The organism is Bacillus sp. FSL L8-0167, assembly GCF_038630295.1.
In the GTDB taxonomy this organism is placed as follows: Bacteria; Bacillota; Bacilli; order Bacillales; family Bacillaceae; genus Bacillus; species Bacillus safensis.
This window is the reverse complement of sequence record NZ_CP152027.1, coordinates 1,421,823-1,445,213: the sequence shown is the minus strand read 5'-3', so window position 1 is coordinate 1,445,213 and position 23,391 is coordinate 1,421,823. Positions and strand designations below refer to the sequence as shown.

Annotated in this window: 21 protein-coding genes; all 21 read right to left on the bottom strand. The window is 41.8% G+C overall.

Translation table 11 applies throughout. From position 1 onward, the window contains the following. Nucleotides 1–113: 113 nt before the first annotated feature. Nucleotides 114–2,882, bottom strand: coding sequence for an isoleucine--tRNA ligase (gene ileS / locus MHB66_RS07355; RefSeq protein WP_342490576.1), 2,769 nt, complete (start codon nucleotides 2,880–2,882; stop codon nucleotides 114–116). 355 nt (nucleotides 2,883–3,237) lie between these two features. After that, nucleotides 3,238–3,732: a DivIVA domain-containing protein gene (locus MHB66_RS07350; protein WP_008344947.1), complete on the bottom strand. Its 495-nt coding sequence runs from the start codon at nucleotides 3,730–3,732 to the stop codon at nucleotides 3,238–3,240. A 26-nt stretch (nucleotides 3,733–3,758) separates the two neighbouring features. Then, on the bottom strand, nucleotides 3,759–4,535 hold the full coding sequence (locus tag MHB66_RS07345; protein ID WP_024424239.1) for an RNA-binding protein: 777 nt from the start codon (nucleotides 4,533–4,535) through the stop codon (nucleotides 3,759–3,761). A gap of 53 nt (nucleotides 4,536–4,588) precedes the next feature. Further along, entirely contained in the window at nucleotides 4,589–4,870 is a 282-nt protein-coding gene (locus MHB66_RS07340; protein ID WP_024424240.1) for a YggT family protein, read from the bottom strand. A 6-nt stretch (nucleotides 4,871–4,876) separates the two neighbouring features. After that, nucleotides 4,877–5,335, bottom strand: a complete 459-nt coding sequence (gene sepF / locus MHB66_RS07335; protein WP_024424241.1) for a cell division protein SepF — start codon at nucleotides 5,333–5,335, stop codon at nucleotides 4,877–4,879. A gap of 1 nt (nucleotide 5,336) precedes the next feature. Continuing rightward, the gene (locus tag MHB66_RS07330) at nucleotides 5,337–6,026 is read right to left on the bottom strand and encodes a YggS family pyridoxal phosphate-dependent enzyme (protein ID WP_046312227.1); all 690 of its coding nucleotides are present in this window, start codon (nucleotides 6,024–6,026) and stop codon (nucleotides 5,337–5,339) included. Nucleotides 6,027–6,032: 6 nt separating this feature from the next. Then, nucleotides 6,033–6,872 carry a peptidoglycan editing factor PgeF gene (gene pgeF / locus MHB66_RS07325; RefSeq protein WP_200896492.1) on the bottom strand — a complete coding sequence of 280 codons (840 nt, stop codon included), beginning with the start codon at nucleotides 6,870–6,872 and terminating at the stop codon, nucleotides 6,033–6,035. Between the two features lie 235 nt (nucleotides 6,873–7,107). Then, nucleotides 7,108–7,344 (bottom strand): YlmC/YmxH family sporulation protein, encoded by a 237-nt coding sequence (locus MHB66_RS07320; protein WP_008344958.1) that lies wholly within the window; start codon nucleotides 7,342–7,344, stop codon nucleotides 7,108–7,110. Between the two features lie 79 nt (nucleotides 7,345–7,423). Further along, nucleotides 7,424–8,200, bottom strand: coding sequence for an ABC transporter ATP-binding protein (locus MHB66_RS07315; RefSeq protein WP_041118122.1), 777 nt, complete (start codon nucleotides 8,198–8,200; stop codon nucleotides 7,424–7,426). Between the two features lie 131 nt (nucleotides 8,201–8,331). Further along, on the bottom strand, nucleotides 8,332–8,688 hold the full coding sequence (locus MHB66_RS07310) for a PTS glucitol/sorbitol transporter subunit IIA (RefSeq protein WP_007499733.1): 357 nt from the start codon (nucleotides 8,686–8,688) through the stop codon (nucleotides 8,332–8,334). A gap of 24 nt (nucleotides 8,689–8,712) precedes the next feature. Further along, nucleotides 8,713–9,723 (bottom strand): PTS glucitol/sorbitol transporter subunit IIB, encoded by a 1,011-nt coding sequence (locus tag MHB66_RS07305; RefSeq protein ID WP_024426936.1) that lies wholly within the window; start codon nucleotides 9,721–9,723, stop codon nucleotides 8,713–8,715. A 13-nt stretch (nucleotides 9,724–9,736) separates the two neighbouring features. Then, nucleotides 9,737–10,267 (bottom strand): PTS glucitol/sorbitol transporter subunit IIC, encoded by a 531-nt coding sequence (locus tag MHB66_RS07300; RefSeq protein ID WP_024424246.1) that lies wholly within the window; start codon nucleotides 10,265–10,267, stop codon nucleotides 9,737–9,739. Between the two features lie 18 nt (nucleotides 10,268–10,285). Beyond that, nucleotides 10,286–10,717, bottom strand: coding sequence for a transcriptional regulator GutM (locus MHB66_RS07295; protein ID WP_024424247.1), 432 nt, complete (start codon nucleotides 10,715–10,717; stop codon nucleotides 10,286–10,288). A 12-nt stretch (nucleotides 10,718–10,729) separates the two neighbouring features. Further along, the gene (locus MHB66_RS07290) at nucleotides 10,730–11,974 is read right to left on the bottom strand and encodes an SAF domain-containing protein (protein WP_024426935.1); all 1,245 of its coding nucleotides are present in this window, start codon (nucleotides 11,972–11,974) and stop codon (nucleotides 10,730–10,732) included. Between the two features lie 244 nt (nucleotides 11,975–12,218). Further along, nucleotides 12,219–13,157, bottom strand: coding sequence for a sugar-binding transcriptional regulator (locus tag MHB66_RS07285; protein WP_046310871.1), 939 nt, complete (start codon nucleotides 13,155–13,157; stop codon nucleotides 12,219–12,221). 150 nt (nucleotides 13,158–13,307) lie between these two features. Then, nucleotides 13,308–14,087 carry an RNA polymerase sporulation sigma factor SigG gene (sigG, locus tag MHB66_RS07280; protein ID WP_024424250.1) on the bottom strand — a complete coding sequence of 260 codons (780 nt, stop codon included), beginning with the start codon at nucleotides 14,085–14,087 and terminating at the stop codon, nucleotides 13,308–13,310. Nucleotides 14,088–14,230: 143 nt separating this feature from the next. Then, nucleotides 14,231–14,950: an RNA polymerase sporulation sigma factor SigE gene (gene sigE / locus MHB66_RS07275; RefSeq protein WP_007499746.1), complete on the bottom strand. Its 720-nt coding sequence runs from the start codon at nucleotides 14,948–14,950 to the stop codon at nucleotides 14,231–14,233. Between the two features lie 58 nt (nucleotides 14,951–15,008). Further along, nucleotides 15,009–15,938: a sigma-E processing peptidase SpoIIGA gene (gene spoIIGA, locus MHB66_RS07270; protein ID WP_046310869.1), complete on the bottom strand. Its 930-nt coding sequence runs from the start codon at nucleotides 15,936–15,938 to the stop codon at nucleotides 15,009–15,011. Nucleotides 15,939–16,188: 250 nt separating this feature from the next. Next, nucleotides 16,189–20,505, bottom strand: a complete 4,317-nt coding sequence (locus MHB66_RS07265; protein ID WP_046310866.1) for a S8 family peptidase — start codon at nucleotides 20,503–20,505, stop codon at nucleotides 16,189–16,191. A 302-nt stretch (nucleotides 20,506–20,807) separates the two neighbouring features. Continuing rightward, nucleotides 20,808–21,953: a cell division protein FtsZ gene (gene ftsZ, locus MHB66_RS07260; RefSeq protein WP_024426931.1), complete on the bottom strand. Its 1,146-nt coding sequence runs from the start codon at nucleotides 21,951–21,953 to the stop codon at nucleotides 20,808–20,810. 33 nt (nucleotides 21,954–21,986) lie between these two features. Continuing rightward, nucleotides 21,987–23,309, bottom strand: a complete 1,323-nt coding sequence (ftsA, locus tag MHB66_RS07255) for a cell division protein FtsA (protein WP_034281692.1) — start codon at nucleotides 23,307–23,309, stop codon at nucleotides 21,987–21,989. Between the last annotated feature and the right edge of the window lie 82 nt (nucleotides 23,310–23,391).

Genomic DNA, 23,391 nt, shown 5'->3' with positions numbered 1-23,391 from the left:
CGACTGGTCACTTTAAAGCCATAAGATTTTTCCTTTCGTTCTAAACGCTGTCATTTTCTCATAAAAGAAAACGCCCCGCATATGACGGGGCGCCAGCTTGTGATATCGCACTGTTAATTCTGGTAATATTTCTCCACGATTTCAGCATTTTTCAGCGACAATGTTGGGTATTTCGGATTTGCCCCAACGTCTTTTGAAATAATGCGGGAACGCTCGCACAGTTCTCCTTCTGCTTTTTGAACCACAATTCGTCCTGATGTATATTCAGGCGCTGATGTATCTGCATGCTGCTCATCTTCTACCGTTAATTCAGAGATGATAAAGAGCTGCTTCACATCTTCTTTAATGGATGCAAGAAGGTTTTTCACTTCATCTGTCGCATAAAGCGTCACACTTGCTTCAAGTGAACGTCCGATGACTTTCTCATTACGCGCAATCTCCAGCGCTTTTAGCACATCGTCACGTACCTCCATAAAGCGGTCAAACTTCGTTTCTGTCGCTTCAGCTTGAGGAACTAGCACACCTTCTGGCATATCTGTTAACTGAACACTTGGCTCTTCAACAAAGCTTAAGTGGCTCCATAATTCATCTGCGGTATGCGGAAGAATTGGTGCAGTCAGCTTCACTAAAGCCATTAATGTTTCGTAGAAGACCGTCTGCATGCTGCGGCGGTCTGGATGATCGGCATGCTCAATGTAGACGACGTCCTTTGCAAAATCGAGATAGAAAGAGCTGAGCTCAATCGTACAGAAATTGTGAATCGCATGATAGACGACCGCAAATTCGTAATCATCATAAGCTTTTTTCACTTTATCAATCAATTTGTTTAATTTGATCATGATGTATTGATCCACTTCGCGAAGCTCTTCTACTGGCACGGCATTAACTGCTGGGTCAAAGTCAAATAAGTTTCCATGCAGGAAGCGGAAGGTGTTACGGATCTTACGATAGACTTCTGCTACTTGTTTCAAAATATCATCAGATACTGGATGATCGGCTTGATAGTTGACAGAAGATACCCAAAGTCTAAGAATTTCTGCACCAAGCTGCTTCGCGACCTTCGTTGGATCAATCGTATTGCCTAATGATTTACTCATCTTACGTCCTTCTTTATCAAGCGTAAAGCCGTGGCTTAGGACACCTTTATAAGGTGCTTTTCCAGTAACAGCAACTGCTGTTGATAAAGAGGAGTTAAACCAGCCGCGATATTGGTCAGAGCCTTCAAGATAAAGATCTGCCGGACGGACTAGGTCATCTCTTTCTTCTAAAACAGCTTGGTGAGAAGAACCGGAATCAAACCATACATCCATGATGTCCTGCTCTTTTGTGAATTCACCATTCGGGCTGCCTGGATGTGTAAAGCCTTCTGGCAATAGCTCTTTTGCTTCTTTTTCAAACCAAATATTCGAGCCGTGCTCTCTAAATAATTGAGATACATGCTGAATGGTTTCGTCCGTGATGATCGGCTCACCATTTTCCGCATAAAAGACTGGAATTGGAACGCCCCATACACGCTGTCTTGAAATGCACCAGTCACCTCTGTCACGCACCATATTGAACAGGCGTGTTTCTCCCCATGCTGGAACCCATTTCGTTTCTTTAATATTGTCTAATAACGCTTCTCTAAAATCTTTAATGGATGCAAACCACTGAGCTGTCGCACGATAAATCGTTGGTTTTTTCGTTCTCCAGTCATGCGGGTAGGAGTGCGTGATAAAGTCGAGCTTTTTCAGCGCACCTTTTGCTTCAAGCTGTTCTGTGATGGCTTTATTGGCATCCTCGTAGAATAGTCCTTCAAAACCAGGCGCCTCATCTGTCATCACACCTTTTTCATCTACTGGACAGAGCACATCAAGACCGTATTTCATACCGACAATAAAGTCATCTTCCCCGTGGCCTGGTGCTGTGTGAACACAGCCTGTTCCCGCATCAGTTGTCACGTGGTCACCAAGCATCACAAGGGAATCTCTACCATAAATCGGATGCTCTGCAACGACGTTATCTAATTCTTTTCCTTTTAATGTTTTCACGACTTCATACTCTTCAAAGCCAAGCGTTTTTGCCACTTGTTCAACGAGCTCAGATGCGACAACATATCGCTCAGCACCTACTTGAAGAACACTGTACTCTAAGTTTGGATGAACACAAATGCCAAGGTTTGCAGGAAGCGTCCAAGGTGTTGTTGTCCAGATAATGAATTGTTCGCCGTTTTCAAGAACGCCTTTGCCACCATCTTTTACTTTAAACGAAACGTAAATCGATGGTGAACGTTTGTCTTTATATTCAATTTCCGCTTCAGCGAGGGCTGATTCACTTGAAGGAGACCAGTTAACAGGCTTTAATCCTTTATAGATATAGCCTCTCTTCGCCATTTCACCAAAGACAAGAATTTGCTGCGCTTCGTATTCAGGCTTTAATGTGACATATGGATTGTCCCAGTCTGCTCTGACGCCTAATCGCTTAAACTGGCTGCGCTGACCTTCAATTTGCTTCCAAGCATACTCCTCGCATAGTTTGCGGAATTCTGCTGTAGACATTTCTTTGCGTTTTACTTTTTTATTTTTAGTGAGAGCTGTTTCAATTGGCAACCCGTGTGTATCCCAGCCCGGTACGTACGGTGCATGGTACCCGTTCATTGATTTAAAACGGACGATAAAATCTTTTAGGATTTTATTGAGTGCATGCCCCATATGAATGTCACCATTCGCATATGGAGGTCCATCATGCAAAATAAACGTCGGGCGTCCTTTAGTCCGCTCTAAAACCATTTGATAGATGTCTTTCTCTGCCCATTCCTCTTGGATTTCAGGCTCTTTGTTCGGCAAGTTCCCTCTCATCGGGAATTCTGTTTTCGGCATTAATAAGGTGTCTTTGTAGTTCATACCCATTCCTCCACATGCAAATTCTGATTAAAAAACAATAAAAAAAGCCCTCTCATCCCATAAGGGACGAGAAGGCTTGTCTCGCGGTACCACCCTTTTAGACAAGCGATATGAAAGAGCCGCTTATCCACTCAAAAATCGTAACGTGATCAGACGCCTTTTCTTACTGGTTTTTTCAGAAAAGGAACTAAAGGGGTGATCTCATTGCAGCGTCTCGTAATGTCAGGCTTCCACCATCCCTGATTCGCTTTATTACGCATGTGACAGCTGCGAGTGTCCCTTTCAAACGTTTATCTCTTGTTAATTTATGATGGTATTATATGCAACATGAGCACGTCATGTCAAGATGATGCGCTTATTCTTTTTCGTCAAAGACAGCGTCTACTTCATATTCCAGTAAATGATCCCAATCGTCATTTTTCAGAAGATCAAGCTGCGCTTCGATGAGCATTTGGAAGCGAGTTCTAAAGACCTTCGACTGTTTCTTCAGCTCTTCGATTTCCATTGCAATCTTTCTTGATTTTGACAGCGCTTCGTTGATAATACGGTCTGCATTTTTCTCTGCTTCACGAATAATCAATTTTGCTTCTTTATCAGAATGACGCTTTACGTCTTCCGCTGCTTCCTGCGCCACAAGAATCGATTTGTTTAATGTCTCTTCAATTGTTGCAAAATGACCTAGTCTTTCGTCAAGCTCGTTTACTTTGTCTTCAAGCTCGTTCTTTTTACGAAGTACGATCTCGTAGTCTTTACGTACTTGGCTTAAAAACTCGTTTACTTCGTCTTCGTCATAGCCGCGAAAGCTTTTTGTGAACGTTTTATTATGAATATCATTAGGTGTTAATGGCAACCTCGCCACCTCCAGATTCAAGTTCGTTATGTCAGAAGCTCAAATGTTACTTTGAATTTATCTTTTTTGGTCTTCCCATCAATCGTTTTGAGGCTAAAGCGGCCAAATCCCCGAACAGAGAGCTGATCGCCTTCACCGATTGTAAAGGAAGGGTCCTCAGTGACTTTCCAATTGACTTTGACAAGCCCATTTTTAACTAAAAGCTGTGCTTTTTGCCGAGACTGACGGCTGACAGCAGCGCATACAGCATCCAGCCGAAGTGAAGAAATGGTATCTTCTTTGATATCAGTCTTCGTGATCACTGGCTTTATTTCTGCCTGCGTGATTTCCTCTAATGAAACGGCTGCTCTGCCGACATGTGTCAGCTGCGCCCGCACAAAATCGGCGACATCACTTGTACAAATAAATTGCACATCTTCCTCTGAAAATAATAGATCTCCGAATTTTTGACGCTTCAAGCCTGTCCCAATCAATGAGCCGAGAAGCTTCGGGTGTTCTAAGGAAATAAACTTTTTCGCATAGTTCACCTGAAAATATGACAGCTCAACATCTTGAATAGAAGGTTCTAAATAATCAGGATAAATGAGAGCTCTTTTGCGCTCCGCTCCCTCATACCCGCCAAAAAACATGATCCCAAGTTCTTCGCCATGCTGGATGACGGATTCAGTAATAAATTGCTCACGCGGATCAAGAAAATCTGTTAATTTCATTCGATATTGGTCGAGTGCGATTTTTTTCCAGCCTAACACTTGGTCAACAAATGGCTGTTCGTCTTTTCTAAAATGCTGATAGATATCGCTCATTTTGTTCCCCTCTTATGTAAAAGAGCCTGGCAGTGCCAAGCCCGGCAGCCTGTTTACATGAAGCGCACAATCATATTGTAAAGACCAGTTAGTCCATATGATGATGCAAAACGAATCACAAGCAATGCCACAATCGGCGAGATGTCAATCATGCCGATTGGCGGAATAATTTTACGAAATGGTTCTAAATACGGTTCGCAAATATTTGTCAGAAAACGGCCAAACACAGTTTCTCTTGCAGATGGCACCCATGACATAAAGATGTAAATAATAATCGCGAATGAGTAAATCGTTAATACCGTTCCTAAAATATTAAAAATGAAATTTAGAATCACTATGATTTACCACCTCTGAGGTTCTTCCTCTGTCAATAGCTCTGATATTGTACCAGATACATCTACATTATCAGGTGTGCAGAGGAATATATTCGAGCCAATACGCTGGATGTCTCCACCGATTGCATAAACGGTTCCGCTTAAGAAGTCAATGATTCGCTTTGCTTGATCATGCTGAATGCGCTGCAAATTCACGACGACTGCACGTCTGTTTTTAATATGGTCTGCAATCTCCTGCGCTTCTGCATAAACACGCGGCTCACTTAACACCACTTTAGAGGATTTTTGCACGCTTTGCAAGCTGACAACATTTTGTTTTCCTGTCTGCGGACGATCTTGAAATGCTGCTTTGTCCTTCGTTCCTTTTTCTTCTTGAACGGGTTCTCTTTCTTCATCAATATATTCGTACTCATACTCTTCATCGTCGAGAGTGAAAAAGCTTTTAAACTTATTTTTTATGCTCATGTCACGCACCTCCTGTTTCATTTCCAACAAGTGAAGAGCCAATCCGAACGAATGTCGCACCTTCTTCAATTGCGATTTCAAAATCATTTGACATGCCCATCGATAAATGCTGACAAGGTGCATTTACTTGGTTAAGATGTTTTACTTCTTCTCGAAGGTTTTTTAATGTTTTAAAACAGTTTCGAATCACAGTGTAATCATCTGTAAATGGAGCCATCGTCATCAGTCCTGCAATTTCAATCTGTTTGAAATCAGCGAGTTGCTTCACAAATGGAATGACGTCTTCACTTTTCAAGCCGTGTTTTGACTCCTCAAGTGACGTGTTCACTTGTACAAAACAGCGAACTGTGTGATCCGCTCTTTTTTCAATTTCATTCGCAAGAGACATCCTGTCCAGCGAATGTAAGTAGTCAATTGTCTGAATGACAGATTTCACTTTACGTGTTTGTAAACTGCCGATGAAGTGCCAGCTAATGTTTTCATCGGTTATGGCCGCCTGCTTTTCAAGTAACCCTTGGTCACGATTTTCACCAAAATGCATAATTCCTGCTTCTTTGGCTTCTTGTGCTCGTTCAATTGAGACATACTTTGTCACAGCAACGACCGATACATCTGCTGGATGTCTACCGGCTCTTTTACATGCTTCGTTTATTTGTTCATTTATTTGTCTGAGATTCTCTCGTACATTCAATTGCACTTATGCCTCCTTAAACCCGACAAAAGACATCATACGTCCTGTTTTGCCTTGATCACGCCGGTGTGAGAAGAATAGCTGATCATTGCAGCTTGTGCACATCGAACTGACATGTATGTTTTCTTCTTTTATTCCTGCATGAAGCAATACGTTTTTGTTTAATGTTTTCAAATCAATTTTATATTGTCCTTGTGAAATCTCGGAATACACATCCTCTGTTGAAAAAGGAAGCTGTTTCACTTGATCCATGACTACGTCATCGACTATGTAGCAGCAGCTGCCAATGGATGGTCCAATGACGACTTGAATATGATCGGCCTTGGCACCTTCTTGGCGGACCCATTCATCAACCATCTTTGCACCAATTTGCTTGACGGTTCCTTTCCAGCCGGCATGAGCCGTTCCAATTAATCCGTTTTGCGGAGCTAGAAAATAAAGCGGAACACAATCAGCGAAACAAAGAGCGAGCATCATGTTCGTCTCAGAGGTATATAAACCGTCTGTACCAGGCAGTGCCTCATGATAATGAAGACTTCCTCTTCCTCTTTGCTCCTTGGTGACTTTCAGGATGCGATTCTCGTGTGTTTGGTCTGCAAACACCCAATCAGAGAGCGGCACAGCAGCAGCATCTGCTATGACTTGACGATTCATTTGAACACTAGAAGCATCATCTCCTACATGGAGTCCAGTGTTCAATGATTGATATGGAGGTAGGCTGAAGCCGCCATTTTTTGTCGTAAATCCGGCCAATACCTCTTTTCCAGAACATGTCATGTTCGTCCAATCATGAATGGTCATTGCATATGGTGATTTCTGCTGAAAGGGGTCATATTTGTGTGTCAAAGCTGCCTCCCACCTTTCATTCATCTCTCTTTATATCGCTCCTATTTTACCACAAGACATGCATAGACAGTTAGTGGGATTCATTAAATATTACACTCAAATGTGCCCTTTCTGCAGGTTTTTTTTCAAATTGATATGAAAACGTAATCTTTTTACCCGAAAAAGACATTGTTTGCTGAGAATGGAGAGTTTGTTTTAAGGAAAAATTGAATGATTCATTGAGGAGTTATACGAATTAAGAAGACAATCGGACAAGTATTACATCTTCGCCAATTTTTACTATATTTCGCCAAGGGACGATCATTTCCTCTTCTTTTCCGAAAAATCCCATCATTTTCCCTGTGCCGCCAATAATAATCGCTTGTATTTTGCCGCTTGTCACATTAATATCAATGTCCCCAATGGTGCCTAGTTTTTTTCCGCTGGATACATCGACGACATCCTTGATTTGGAATTCAGAAATACTGATCATCTGTCCTTCCCCGCCTTTCGTTTTCTACTATAATATGTATGATGGAAAAGCAGGGACGCAGACCAATAGTTTCTTTTATCTACAATTTACTTAAATGCGGACGGCCATTTCTCCACATGACATCTACCGGACATTCAAAAAAAGAAGAAAGCAAGCCGCTTGTCATCATTTCTTTCGTTTCTCCTTGATCAAAAACAGATCCATCTTTTAATAATAAGGTGTGCTGAAAAACAGGCAGAATCTCCTCTGCATGATGGGTCGTATAGAGCAAAGTAGGCGCATCAGGCTTTGCTGCAATAAATGAGATGGTCTCCAGCACTTGCTCTCTTGCTAAAAAATCAAGACCCGTCACAGGTTCATCTAAAATCAAAAGCTGCGGATCATTCATTAAAGCCCTCGCAATCAAGACTTTTTGCTTCTCTCCCTGTGAGAGGGTTTCATATGTTCTGTTGGCATATTTGAATGAACCAAATGCTTTTAATAGATCAATGGCTTTCTCTCTCATTTCATCTGTCGGGGTTTCATAAAGCCCGATAGAAGCAAATGCGCCGCTAAGTACAATTTCAAAAGCATTGTCGTCTCTATGCAATTTCTTTTCAAGTCCCGCTGAGATGAGACCAATTTTCCTCCTGAGCTTTTCACCAAGAGCTTCCTTGCCAAAGACATGTCCCAGCACTGTCATCTCGCCTGACGTGGGGAAATAATAGGAGCAGAGCATATTTAATAAAGCGGTTTTTCCCGCACCATTTAAACCGTAAAGCACCCAGTGTTCCTGCTTGTTCACCTGCCAGTCAATAGACTGCAGCAGCCATTTCCCATTTCTTTTTAATGAAACATTCTTCAATTCAAGTGACACCATAACTTCCTCCTGATTAAAAATTCCGAATATACAAATAATGAATGTTTACAGCATATCGTAAATGCTCTTTCCGGTAAACCTCATATAAAAAAGCTGCTCCTTATTAGGAACAGCTTTTTTTTGCATGGTTACGAAATTTCAATTCGTACGCCTTCTTTTATATCAGGAAACGTGTGCGGGGATGCAAAAACAGCACCTGGTAATACATCATCAAACGGCTCTTGGAAGTAGATCGAAATATGGCCGAGCTCTTTAAAGTTGTCATTTGCTTTATTGCCGAGGGCTGTGATCGTGTACGTTTGATCGCCCACTTGAATGGTTCCGCCCAGCTTCAGCGGCTCTTCTTCTAGATGCTCGAACTCATGAATGACAGACATATCTCTTAATTCCTGCGGCGCTGCGGGTCCAAATAAAACAATCAGCTTATCTTCTTTAAATTGAGGGACTAAGATCCCAATTTCTTTTACGACAGATTGTGTTACCATGTATCTCGATTCCTCCTTTAATACTTAATACATACCGAAGCTGGCAACGTATGCGATCACAACAGATAGAACCCCTGTAATAAGACGGCTATACAAAACAGCTGGTACCCCATATTGTACCGTTTCCGGCTTCGCTTCACCAAGTGACAGCCCCACTGGAATAAAATCACACCCTACTTGGCCGTTGATGGCAAATAGTGCAGGAAGTGCAAATTGAGGCGGAATGTTTCCTAGTGCAATTTGACTGCCAATCAGAACACCGATGACTTGGGCAATGACTGCTCCAGGTCCTAAGACAGGTGATAGGAACGGCAGTGTACAGACCACAACGAGCAGTAAGAGCCCCCAAAGAGATCCTGCCAAAGGTGATAGAAAATGGGCAATCAAGTCACCGATTTTTGTATAATTGATAATTCCAATTAACATACTGACAAATGCCATGAAAGGAATAATGTTTTTCAAAAGCATATCAACAGAATCACGGCCGGCCTGGTAGAACGTACCGGTGACTTTCCCGATTCCGCGTGAGAATCTCATCAGGAAATTGCCTTTTTCCTGCCGCTCAATATTTTCCTCTTTCAGCTTTGCATACGTTTCTTTGAAATTCTCTTTGTCAATCGACTCACTGTTTTCCTGACCTTCTGCTTTCGCCTCACCATCAGATGCTTCTGCATAGGAAATATCTTTTTCTGTTACGCCTGATACGAAGATATCTTCTGTAATATGTTTAGCAAGCGGCCCAGAAGGAGAGGATGCCAAAACGTCTACAGTAGGAATGCGTTTCATTGGATAAAGTCCGATTCGCGCTGTTCCACCGCAGTCAATGACAACACACATCATTTCATCTTCTGGTATAGAGTTTTTAAAGCCGTCACATGCTTCTGTCCCTGTCATTTCTGCAATTTTACGTGCAACCGGGTGAATGCCTCCCCCTGTAATGGAAACAACCTTTCTTCTTTTACCAGTTGGTTCAAGCTCTAAGCCTTCTCCCCATCCGCCAGCACCTTTTGCAACAAATACTTTGTGGTTTGTCATGTCTAACCCTCCCCTATTGTGAATTCGCTTTCATTTTTCCTGCTAAATATTTTGTAATCCATTCAGTAATGATTCCGCGTAGTAAAATGACGACGATCCCGACTAAGAAGTAACGAACAGCAAGCTCTGACATTGAATATCCAGCTTCTTTAATCCCGTTCGCAATTCCTAAGTAGACAAATAGTTCTCCTGCGTTGGCATACGGGAACAGTGATGTCACCGGATGAACAAATGAAACAGCTGAATCATAGAATGCTGGTTTTTGTTTTTCAGGTAAGAAGCGGCCAAACGTATAAGCCATTGGGTTTGTCAAAATAAGAACAGATAAGATCGGCATTAACGTGTAGCGCAAAATGGTATATTTCGCTGCAAACTGAATGGCTCTATTCACTCGCTCTTCTCCAATAAATTTCATGACAGCATAAGTGAAAGTAAGTAACACAACAAGCGTTGGAACGATACCTGTAATTAGACCCATGAACTGCTTTCCGCCGGCTTCAAACATTCCGATAAAGTGCTCTCCAAACCATTGAATCCATTCCATGTTTCATCTCCCCTTTCTTTAGTTCACATTTGTTATATTTTTTTTCGAAATTGAGACAAGTGCCTGCTCAGCCGCCATGGAAAGAGCTTGCATGACAGCTGGCGCTTTTTTGCGCTTTTTCAACGTCTTCTTCATCATATGGTGCTCGTCCAGCACAGCCCCTACATGCTTGCCTTCATATGCAGGGACTTCTTTAAATTTAGATAAGATCGACACGCCGCCAAGCACATGGCATTTTTGAATGATATATGATTCATCCACAATGATGAGCGCAATGGCTCCAGGGCCAACTTTGCGCCGTTCCATTCCTGAAAATAAGTGATATCCCTGTTTCCCTCTGTAGTCATCAATTAGTGAGTCCATGCTTTTGCGGTAATACTTGATTTGGATAAAAGATAACCCATATTGCACAATGAGAATGATACAAAGTACGATTGCTAATTTTTCCATAGCTTCACGTCCTTATGATTGAAATAAGTGATCTTGTAATGAACGCAGCTTCCAGACGGTTGTGTTTGAATCAAGCTCTACATCATCATGAGTAAGGAACTGTCCTAATTTGATGTCTTTTTTCGCTACAACTTTTCCGCTGATTAAGCCAATTGGAATGTGACCGTTCGTTTTCATGTCTTGATGTGTTTCAAGTACACCTCTTACGGAGTATCCGCCAATTCCGTCAAGTGATTCTCCTGCTTTAATATCTCTTTTCGCAACAGCGACTGTTTCTGAGACTGGTACACCAATCGGGTGGATCGATGAATCATGCTGTAAGACCGCTTTTGCGATCGTAACAGGTGTTTCAAGGCTCGCTAAGTGGAAAGGACGGTAAAGCGTGTAGTGAGGACCTTTTCCAACTTTTAAGTAACGAAGCTCTTCATCTACTGGCTCTAGATCACTCTTGACGATAACGAATACACCTGGAGCAAGTCCGTTTACATATTCCACGACTCCGAAGTTATCGAGCACGCCGCCTTGTTGTTTTTGATTCAATTTATCTGCTACATTCTCTAAATTTGCTTCGACTCCGTGCATACCGACTTTATCTGGCAAAAGCCCTGTCGCGTTACTTAATAAGTTCATTTCTGCCATTGTTTTTGTTCCATCTTGGAAGGCAGCGAGCATATGTGCACTCATATGTTTACTATCTGCTTCTGCTTTACACGTATCTGGATTTGCTTCTGGGAAGAATGGGTTGTTCTTGCCTTTCCCAGCAACGAGCACCTCAAGTCCCATTGTTTTTGCAAATTCATATAATTCTAGTGTTGCTGCCGGTTCGTCTCCAGCTGATCCAGAATAAACAAGTCCTGCATTTGTGAATAATTTATGCATCACCAAACCGATGGTAATATCAACTTCTACATTTAAAAGAACGAGATGTTTCTTTGAATTAAGCGCTTCCAAAGAAATGTTTGCTCCGACCTCTGGCACTCCTGTTGCATCTACGACAACTTCCACAAAATCTGATTGAATTACTTCTCTATAATCATTTGTGACGACCATTTGATGCGGCTTCGCATGCTGCTTGTAAAAATTCGCTGCCTTCTCTGCTGCACTAAGGTGAATATCACAAACACCTGCTACAATCATGCCTGGAATTTTAGAAATTTGTGAAATAAGTCCAAAGCCCATTTGGCCTGCCCCAATAATTCCTACTTTGATTGGATCTCCACTGCGTTCTCGAGCTAACAACTGTTGATAGATTGACATCTAAATCATCCTTTCAGGTTTTCTTGCTTCTCGGGTAGATTGCTAGAAAAATAATCTGAAACTTTTAACAAATGTTATAAAAATTAACAAAAATCTGCTTCTTGTAACATTTGTTATTTTATTTATCATTTGTTATGAACTTAGTTTATATGATGTGTCAACTTTGTGTCAAGATAAAATCGATAAAATTTTCAATCTTTTTGAGTCTAAAGACTCAAAAAAACTACCTAATATGATTAGGTAGTTACTTTAATAAGGCATCTCCTGTTCGTTCATCCGTAATTAATACATGAATTAATCCACCTTCTAATGCTGCCCGGATCGCTTCAATTTTTTCTTCTCCTCCAGCAACACCAATGACAAGCGGGATTTCTTTCAGCTTTTGCGGGCTTATGCCCATTACCCTGTCGTTCCATGGGTGAGGATACACTTCCCCTTGGTGATCAATAAAGTTATAGCAAATGTCACCCGCTACATCCTTCGCTTGAAGAATATCCTCCTCTCCGCTTGTCATATAAGATTTCACCATCGTTGAATGCTGCGGAACCCCGCCAATCCCGACAACCGCAATATTTGATGATTCTCCTAGTTCAATCACTTTTTTGATTGACGGCTGCCGAATCAGTACATCCTTCGCTTCTTTCGTATCAAGCATGACAGGCACATGTAAAAACTCACATTTAGATTTGAGTGCCTCTGTGCATCTCGCAATAATATAATTGGCATGGATATCAACATCTTCGTTTCCCACACCCCCGACTAGAGGAACAAATGTCACGGATGGGTAGTGCTGAACTGACGTAAGCGCTTTCGCCATTTCATGCAAAGTGGTTCCTGAGGAAAAACCGATGACTTGTCCATCCTTCATGACTTTTAATAAAAAGCCTGCCGCCGCAGCGCCAATTCGGCTTTTTGTTGTTTCTTGACTGAGCGTTTCCACACAGACGACTTCTCGCAGCCCATATTTCCGCTCTATTTTTCTTTCTAATGATCCATATTGTTGATTCACTTCATCATGAATAATGATTTCCACGATTCCTGCTTCACGTGCTTTTGCCAAATATTTCGATATGAGCGAACGGCTAACCCCAACCGCTTCTGCTATTTTAGATTGAGTGGCGCCTTCTTCATAATACATATGCGCAACCTTAATGAGCAGTCTTCTTTCATCATGGAATGTCATAATAACCCTTCTTTCCGCTTAAGTGTTCCCTAACAAATGATATCTAAAATAACATTTGTTAAAAACAGATTAAATGAAAAAAATAACAGAGTCAATACTAGAGACGTGCTCTTTCCAAGAATGAAAAAAGCCGCACATGAAGCGGCGGCTTTAAAAGATGTTTTTATTCATTTGTTTAATGGCTGCTTTTTCAAGTCTTGAGACTTGTGCTTGAGAAATTCCGATCTCTTCAGCGACTTCCATTTGCGTTTTTCCTTGGAAGAAGCGTTTGCGCAGAATCATTTTTTCTCGATCATTCAATCGGCGCATTCCCTCTTTTAAGGCCAATTCCTCTACCCATTGTGTGTCTTTGTTCCGATCATCACTAATTTGATCCATCACATAAATCGGATCTCCTCCGTCATTATAGATCGGTTCAAACAAAGAAACAGGATCTTGAATCGCATCTAGGGCAAAGACAATTTCCTCATGAGGCACTTCCAGCACTTTGGCAATGTCTTCTGCCGTTGGCTCCTTGCTTGTCTCACTTATCAGCCTCTCACGAACCTGAAGCGCTTTGTAGGCAATATCTCTAAGTGAACGAGACACCCGAATTGGGTTGTTATCACGCAAGTATCGACGGATTTCTCCTATGATCATAGGGACCGCATAAGTTGAAAATCTGACATTGTGGCTTAAATCAAAATTATCAATTGATTTCATTAATCCGATACAGCCTACTTGGAAGAGATCATCCACATACTCGCCTCTGTTGTTAAAACGCTGAATCACACTTAAAACCAACCGCAAATTGCCATTGACTAGCTTTTCTCTTGCTGTATCGTCACCCTCATCCTGCAGCTGTCTGAACAATTTTCTCATCTCTTCGTTTTTCAGAACAGGCAGTTTGGAGGTGTCGACTCCGCAGATTTCCACTTTATTTCTGGACACTTTTTTCCCTCCCTACAGGAGCTGTTGTACAAAGTTCAGTATCTCCTTGGGTTGGAAAAATATGCACGAGTGATGATGAGAATCATGAGAAAAGAAGTTGATACCTTTGACAGCAAAGGGACAGAGCTTTCAAAAAAATTTTTTTAGACCATTTTGTTAAATTCTTTTTGTAATCGTTTAATAATTCTTTTTTCAAGTCTTGAAATATACGACTGGGAAATTCCTAACATATCAGCGACATCTTTTTGGGTTTTTTCTTCACCGCCAACTAAACCGAATCTGAGCTCCATAATCTGCTTTTCGCGGTCATTTAATTGCTCCAGCGCTTTTTTCAAAAGTTTTTTATCTACATTTGCTTCAATATCCCGTGTGATAATATCATCATCTGTTCCAAGTACGTCTGATAAAAGCAGTTCATTTCCGTCCCAATCAATGTTGAGCGGCTCATCAAACGACACTTCTGAACGAATTTTATTATTTCGGCGCAAATACATCAAAATCTCGTTTTCAATACATCTCGAAGCATATGTCGCAAGCTTGATCTTTTTTTCTGGATTAAATGTATTGACTGCCTTAATCAGGCCAATAGTTCCAATACTAATTAAATCCTCAATATTAATCCCTGTGTTTTCAAATTTTCTTGCGATGTAGACCACCAACCGCAAATTTCTTTCAATCAGGATAGCCCTTGCTGTTTGATCACCTTTTGGTAATTTGACAAGCAGTTCCTGCTCTTCATCCTTTGATAATGGCGGCGGCAGCGCCTCACTACCACCAATATAATAAATCTCATCACTCTTAAGACCTAGCTTCATGAGGAGTTTATACCAGTAGTAAGTGAGTTTAAATTTTAATTTTTTCATCTTCTTCTCCCTTCTAAATGTCAAGTTGACCTCGTAAGATAAAAGACATCACCAAAACTTAAGACACCCCTTGGATGATTTTTCCGTCTAACATATCTGGATGAATGATGGATTGAAATTCCTGATCTGCTGATAAACCGCTCAGACTCATGCCTACAAAACACTTGGCTGGCTGGATCATATGCGTCTTTGAATAAATGATGACCGTATCTGGTTTTAAGCATAGAAGAAACCCGTGATCATGACCGACCGCTCGATATGGAACAAGTCTTAAACGGTCAAGAAGCGGAAATTGATCATCGAGCTTTTGCATCACTTCAACAGGATGAGACTGCTTCATAAGCTCTATAAATGGCTCTCCGCAAATGGACATGAGCTGATCTGCTTGAACGATCATCACAGGTGTTTTCGTCATAGGATCATACAGCTGATTACCGGAATCGACGAGTCCCTTTAAACGGATGATCTCCCCGTGAATGTGTATCTCCACAAGGACTTGTTCATCAAACTGTCTTTTTTTCGCACCGACCTCTCCTAATCTTTTCTTTGAAAACAGCCAAATCGCAGGAAAGCCGGTTAAAACGAAAAGCCAGCTAATGGGATCACCAAAGCCATCATTTTGTGAAATCAGCAGCCCGTCTTGAATAACAGTATTGGTTTGTAAAAACGAATGAACCCCGATCATGCCTCCTCCCATCAAAAATGTGATAAAGTAAAAAGCAAACAGGTTTTGAAAAAAGGATCGAAATCTTTGAAATCCAAAAGTAGCAAGCACGATCAAGACAGAAAAAAGCAGTTTGCCCAAAGGGTGTGACACAAACATTGCAAATGGTGTAAAGAGCAAGAGAACAATGCTCGATCCAATCAGAGCTCCTAACATATATCGCCGTTTTTTTACTTGTCGTTTGAGAATAAATGCAGTGAGTAAGAGAAGCAATAGATCAAAACAAAAGTTTAACAGCCAAATCACATCTAAATAAATGACCACCTTCTGCTCCTTTCATCTGAAACAAAGAATCAAAAGCAGTACTTGCACTTGTTTGTACCAGTATAAAACAGCCAAGAGATGGAAGTCTGTCAATTCTTGTTGGGGATGATAGAGAACTTTTGGTGGATTGTTATTGTTTTTGTCGAGGAATGAGAGCACAAAGCAAGAGAGTGTGCTTCCGGACAAGCTTTCAAACAATTATTCGAAACGAAAAAGACACGCTCCAAGGAGTCGTGCCTTTTTTTAAGGATTATTTTTCATTGATATTTAATGTGCCTGAAGCCTTTTGTCGAGTAACATTTCCATAATCATCCCGAACAATCACTTCAATGACTGCACCTTTTGCTTTAGCGGTAGAAGTAGCTGTCCAGTAGCCTTCATATGTTCCGCCGGCTACCTCACGAAGCGGAAGTTCTGTTGTATTTTGCAGCTTTGATCTCGCGTTTGTCAGCGGCATATGAATGACAAACGTTGCGTCTAGCTTTTCTCTGCTGTTAAATGAAATTTTAACAGACTCACCTGATGATAGATTGACATTCTCTGCTGGGGTCAGCTTAGAAATCTCAGGCGCTTCGTATTGAACATCGATATCGACTTTTTTAGTCGTTTTGTTTCCTGCTGCATCTTTTGCTGTAACTTTGATCGTATTTTTCCCGTTCTCAAGCAGGATTCTTGCAGAATATTTCCCATCTTTTATTGCTGCCTTTTTTCCATTCACAGTGACTTGATCAAGATGATCATCGGTTACCTTTCCTTCTACAGTGAGTGATTCTTTGTTAGATTTCCCCCCTTTTTTTGGTGTATCTATCGTTACCACTGGGGCTGTTTGATCAATGATCACCTTGACTGATTTGGATTTTTTCGTTGCGCCTTTATCCGTAACAGTGGCAGCCGTAAATACATGCTCTCCGCTTGACACTGTAACCTTCTCTTTGAAAGCACCCGACTGATCTGCTTTCACTTTGGCAATCTCTTTATCGTCTTGATAGATCGCTACATCAAGCCCTGGAGAGGCTTTACCTTCAATCTCCAGTTCATCTTTGTTCGTGATCGTTCCAGCCTTTGGAGATGTTATTTCTGGCACATCTGCTTCATATTGGACAAGCGCACGAATCATATAATTTCCCTCTTCTTTTGGAGAAGGAGAAAAGGCACCGCTTGTCAGCTGCCAGCTTCTTTCAGCATTTGGTCCATCTTCATCTGTTGCAAGGCCTGGAGATTCCGTATTCTTTTTCGTTTGAATATAGACAAGATAGAAATCTCCATCCACCGTAATGGCTTGATCTTCTAAATCTACTTTTGTCCATTCACCATTACGCAGCGCATTCGCTTTAAAAGGTCCCGCGATTTTCTCACCTGGAGCGCCGTCCTTTCCGGAAGCATCATACACTTCAACCGCAAATTCATTCCCGCCAGGGGCTGGCCACTCTGTTGTCCAGAAACGGAAAAGCCCCCCTGTGACCTGCGCTTGTTTCTTCCCTTTTTCTAATGAAAATTTCACCGCCCAGCCATTACCAGGATCATAGAACGCCCGCGCATTTTCAGCTGTTCCGTCATCGTAGCCAATTTCGCCAGCAAAACCGATGAAAGGTTCCAGCTTGATTGCTTTTTCAAACGGTTTTTCTGTCACATCGGCTGTAAACGAATATCCTTTAAACCCTTTCGCAAATACTTTGACTGTATACACACCGCTCAATGCCTCTAGAGAAAACTCGCCAGATTCATCTGTTTTCACCGGCTCAATTTTCGCATCCTCTACAAGATAAACCGTAGCATCCTTTACTTTTTCACCCGTTGTTTCATTGACAATTGTGCCAGATATCGTTCGTTTTTCTAGTGGCTGTAATGAAAAATTTGCCTCTGCTTGATCATTTGCAGAAATATTGACTTTTTGTGTGCGTGATTCAAAGCCATATGCTTCAGCTTTCACTGTAAATTCCCCTGCACCATGAGAAAGCTGATATCTCCCTGTCGCTTCATCTGTGTACGTGGACTTGCCGCTTTCAAGAACACTGATTTCTGCCTTCATCGGAAGAGCTTTGATAGATGGGGCATCTAAGCTTTTTTCCTTTTTCATCTGGACATGCTTTTCTTTTATTTTAGCAGGCTTTGCACTTTTCGGATCGACGGGTTTCTTCTGCTCCTGTGCTGGCTTTTCTTTTTTGATGACGCCAAGTTGTTTCTTTGCCTTTTGAGGCAAGGCTTGATCTGTTATTTTCACATCATCTAAATAAAAACCGTCTTTTGTCACACTGCCATCCGTTCTTAGCTGAAAAATAACTCTCACGTTCTGACCTTTGTAGGCAGATAAATCTACTTCTCCTTTTGTCCATCCACTTGTTTTGCCTGTGTAGGCTGCCACTTGGACAGCATCTTCCCCCTCAGGCTGCACATGAATATGCACATAGTCATAATTTGCTTCAAGGTCATGCCAGTATTGAAATTGTAAAAAGGAGGAGCCTGACTCAGGTACAGCAATCATCGGCATAGATAAATGAGCATCTGTTTGATTTTCATAAGGACTGTCTAGGTTTGTAGCGTAGACATGATCTCCAGTAAAGGCCTGTTTCGGACCTGTGGTCGGCTTCCCCCACTGCCAAGGATCTTTTGTTCCACCACTGAACCATCCACTTGGCCAAGCTTCAAAATCTTGCGAGTAGCCAGTCGTGATGGATGTTTTAATCGAAAGCGTATACGGTTCTGATGCGGCTTCATTTTCTCCAAAATCTTTCACAATCCATCGGTACGTGACGTTTTCTCCCTCAAGTTCTGGGAGCTGGACAACATATGTCCCTTTTAAATGATTTCCATCCGTTCGTTTTGCTTGAAGCGTCTCCCTTTTCCCTTGATCCACTTGATAGCTCAAGGAGACATTTGTCACAGCTACTTCATCTTCTGCTGTAATACTAAGAGGTGTTGGCGTAGAGGCAAAAATTTCATTCGGTCCTTTATGAGAAAAAACAGGTGGTTCTGTATCTTCTCCTTCTGTTGTTACCTGCCCTTCAATCTTGCCAATTCCATCTGTTAATGCTGTAATGGCTTCTTTTGCATCAACTAATCCTGCCCCATAGCCATTGTTAGGGGATTCCGGGAATTGTTGATCTGTCAGTGGTTTTGCAGTATCAATGAGAATTTCTTCAATCTCTTCAACAGACAGATCTGACTGTACTTGGCGCAGAAGAGCCACAACAGCTGAAACATGCGGACCTGCCATCGAGGTTCCATTCCAGCCATCCTCATACCCTTTCCCTGGAATAGAAGAACGAATGTTTACCCCTGGGGCCGCAATATCTGGTTTCATGACCCCATATGGAGAGGGACCTTGCAAAGAGAAAGAACCCAGTTTGTTGTTTTGATCTGTTGCACCCGTCGCAAAGGCTTCGGGATAGTTCGCAGGATTTGCAATAGATCCCTCACCGCCAGGGTTAAATAAATCCGTATTACCAGCTGAAAATTCTGGGAAGATGTCCGCAGCTCTCCAAGCATTGACCACATCTTTATACCAATCATCAAGACCAGGCCCACCGCCCCAAGAATTATTGACCACATCTGGCGCCTTTTCTGGATGAGGGGTTCCGTTTTTATCTTTTGGAGCTAAAATCCATTCACCTGCGTCAAGCAGATCAGCATCTGATCCACCATCTTCTGAGAAAGCTTTCACCGCGATCCATTTTGCACCTGGTGCGACTCCAATTTGATTCTCTCCATTTGGCTCAGAGCCAACCATCGTTCCCGTTACATGTGTACCATGCTCTAAATCATCGTATGGCGCTTCAGAACCTGTCGTTGCATCGTACCAATTGAATTCATGAGAAGGTTCATTCGGACGTGCAGGATCAAATCCACGGTATTTTTCTTTTAATGCAGGATGATCCCATTCCACACCTGTATCAATACTTGCCACAACGGTACCAGTTCCGTCATAGCCTAAAGCCCACGCTTCTGGGGCATGAACTTGAGAAATGTTCCACTCGATTCCATCTGCTGCTTTGATTTGTTTGTTTTTCTTTGAAGTCTTCAAATCAACAGGACGATGGATTTGACGGATTTCATTTGGCAGCACTTGATCTACTTCTGGGAAGGAAGCCACCTTTTCCATGACTTCTTTCGTTCCCGTCACAGCGAGACCATTTACAATATAGTACGAATGAATATCCTTCACTTGCTTTTTCTTTTGTGCCTTTTGTAAATAAGCAAGCAGCGCTTCTTGCGTCTCTTCAGACGTCGCTCTTAGTTCTGATACGACAGCTGATCTTTTTGTGTACTGCGTTTTAGCTGCTGTTAACTTCTGTTTTTTGGCCTTTGACACAGCATCCTTCGCCACTTTTTTGACATTGGTTTGTTCCTTCATTTTGACTAAAAAGGTCACCTTGTCTTCTTGTTGAAACTGTTTCATTAATCTAGATGAGATCTTTGCTTTTGTTTTCTTGGAGGAAACAGCTTCATCTTGATATGAGGTAGAAGTCGATTTTGCTTGAACCATCCCAAAGCTTGTCATCGTTAAAGTACCAATCACCAAAAGACTCATCAAACGATAGCCGGCGGTCTTGCGAAACTTCACTTTCAATCAAATCCCTCCTCCTCAAATGGTCAAACAGTGTATGGGTTTAACTCCTCCCTTTCCTTTGTTCATGACAAGATTCATGGTGTTCTATTTAATGTAGTCAAATAAAGTTCATCATTTTGTCGCTTTTTGTAATAGGATTTAAAAATGATTCTTTTTACTTAATCACTCTAAGTCGAAATACATATGTTGAATAAAGTAGCCCAGACAGATTTAAGACTTTTTGATTAGGAGTGATACAGGTTTCTTTATATATTGGACATGAAAAAATCCCCTTCCGGTGGAAGGGGATGAGTGATACTCGATTAGCGTTTATTACGATTGCGCAAGAACGTTGGGATATCCAGCGTATCATCGCTTGATTGTGTATTTTGTCTCGGCTGAGATGATGACTGCTGATGTTCCTCACGCTTGACTTCACGTTTTTGAGGAATGGATTGATTTTGCTTTAATCCTTGCCCTAATGGATTTCTTTGTGGTTTTGACACCTCTGGCTCTTGCTCAATAAATCCCGTTGCGATCACGGTTACCACAATTTCATCCTTCAAGTTATCATTAATGACAGAACCGAAAATCATGTTTACATCTTCATCAGATGCAGAAGCCACAATGTCCGCTGCTTCTTGTACCTCATAAAGACTTAGGTTCGTACCACCAGTAATATTCATGATGACACCTTGTGCACCGTCGATTGCCGTTTCCAGAAGTGGTGAAGAAATAGCTTTCTTCGCAGCTTCAGCGGCACGATTTTCACCAGTCGCAACACCGATACCCATAAGAGCAGAACCTTTATTGGACATGATCGTTTTCACGTCAGCAAAGTCAAGGTTGATTAAACCTGGTGTAGCAATAAGATCTGAGATCCCTTGAACACCTTGTCGTAGCACGTTATCTGCTGCACGGAATGCTTCAAGCATTGGCGTGTTTTTATCAACAATTTCAAGCAAGCGATCATTTGGAATCACAATTAATGTGTCAACTGCTTCCTTCATAGAAGCAATTCCTTCGACTGCTTGAAGCTGACGCTTTCTTCCTTCAAATGTGAAAGGACGAGTCACGACTCCAACTGTCAATGCACCAGAATCTTTTGCGATTTTTGCAATGACAGGTGCAGCACCCGTACCAGTTCCACCGCCCATACCAGCAGTAACAAAGACCATGTCTGCGCCTTTTAATACTTCTTCAATCTGTTCTTTGCTTTCCTCAGCAGCTTTTTTACCGACTTCAGGATTCGCACCTGCTCCAAGCCCTCTTGTCAGCTTAGCACCGATTTGCATTTTCGTTTCTGCTTTTGATAGATTTAACGCCTGTGCATCTGTGTTGACTGCAATGAAATCGACACCTTGTACGTCATTTTCGATCATTCGGTTGACAGCGTTATTTCCGCCTCCACCTACTCCGATTACTTTAATTGATGCTAGGCCGTCTATATTTGTTTCAAACTCCAACATGCTGAATCCTCCTAATCCGTCGAAAATCTAATTCTATTCCCAGAACATATTAAATAGTTTTTTCATTTTGCCCGGTTTTTTATTTGTCTCTTCTTGTGCTTTTTGTTTTACTTTCGGTCTTGGCTGCGCTTCTTTTACTTGTGGTGCAGAAGAAACCGGCTCCATGGACGCGCCTACTTCATGAAACGCCTCATCCGGCATTTGGAATCCAACCTGTCTGCCCTGAATCTTTGCATTGCGATAAGCAAAGTGGATCAGACCCACTCCTGTCATATACTGAGGTTCTCTCACCCCAATATAATTCGGACTTGCAATTCTAACATTGTTTTGCAAGACCGTTTGTGCAAGAGAAAGGATACCTGGTATAGCTGCCTGTCCACCTGTTAAAACGAATCCTCCAGGCAAATCATGGACACCCATATTTCTTAATTCCTCTGCCACAAAGAGCAAGATTTCTTCCAGCCGCGCCTCGATGATATTAGCCGCTTCAAGCTGTGTATACGTCTGTTTCTGATCGGTACCGATGACAGAAACTTCAAATGTTTCCTCAGACGATGCCTCATCATAAAACGCATGTCCAAATTGTTTTTTGATTCGTTCAGCTTCTTCAGTAGAAGTTCTAAGTCCTATAGACAAATCTTTTGTAATGTTCTCTCCGCCCAAAGGGATACTGTGAGTAGAATAGAGATGCCCGTTTTCAAATACGGAAATCGTTGTAGATCCGCCGCCAATATCGACGAGAGCTACCCCTAGATTTTTTTCATCTTTCGATAATGCTGCTGAGCCCGATGCGAGCGGCTGCAAGCAAATATCCATAATTTCAATTCCAGCTCTTTCTACACATCGGAGCCAGTTATGTAGAATCGTCTTAGAACCTGTAATTAACGTTCCATCCACCTCTAGCCGAACACCAAGCATTTTTTTCGGATCAGTGATCTCATCTCTTCCGTCGACGATAAATTGTCTCGGGATGACGTCTACGACGAGATGTTCTTGAGGAATAGATACTACCTGTGCAGCATCTAAGACACGTCTCACATCTTCAGCATGTATTTCTTTGTTTTCACTAGATACTGCGACCACGCCGCTCGTGTTCTGAATATGAATGTGGTTTCCGTTAATTCCGACAATCGCCTTTTGTAAAGGAAAACCTACCATTCTTTCAGCCTGTTCAAATGCTTGTCTAATAGAATGAACTGTCTCATCTATATCAACAATCGATCCTTTTTTTAACCCTTCTGAAGGGACATTTCCAACACCTATAATGTTAAGCGAATCATCCGCCATTTCTCCGACGATGACTTTTATATTGGATGTACCGATGTCAAGGCTGACGTAAATTTCATTGTTGTTCATTCTATGGCACCTCCTCACATATCAATACTTTCTATTCTATTATTTGCTGAACAACAATACAATGAATGTGTTTTTACAAGTG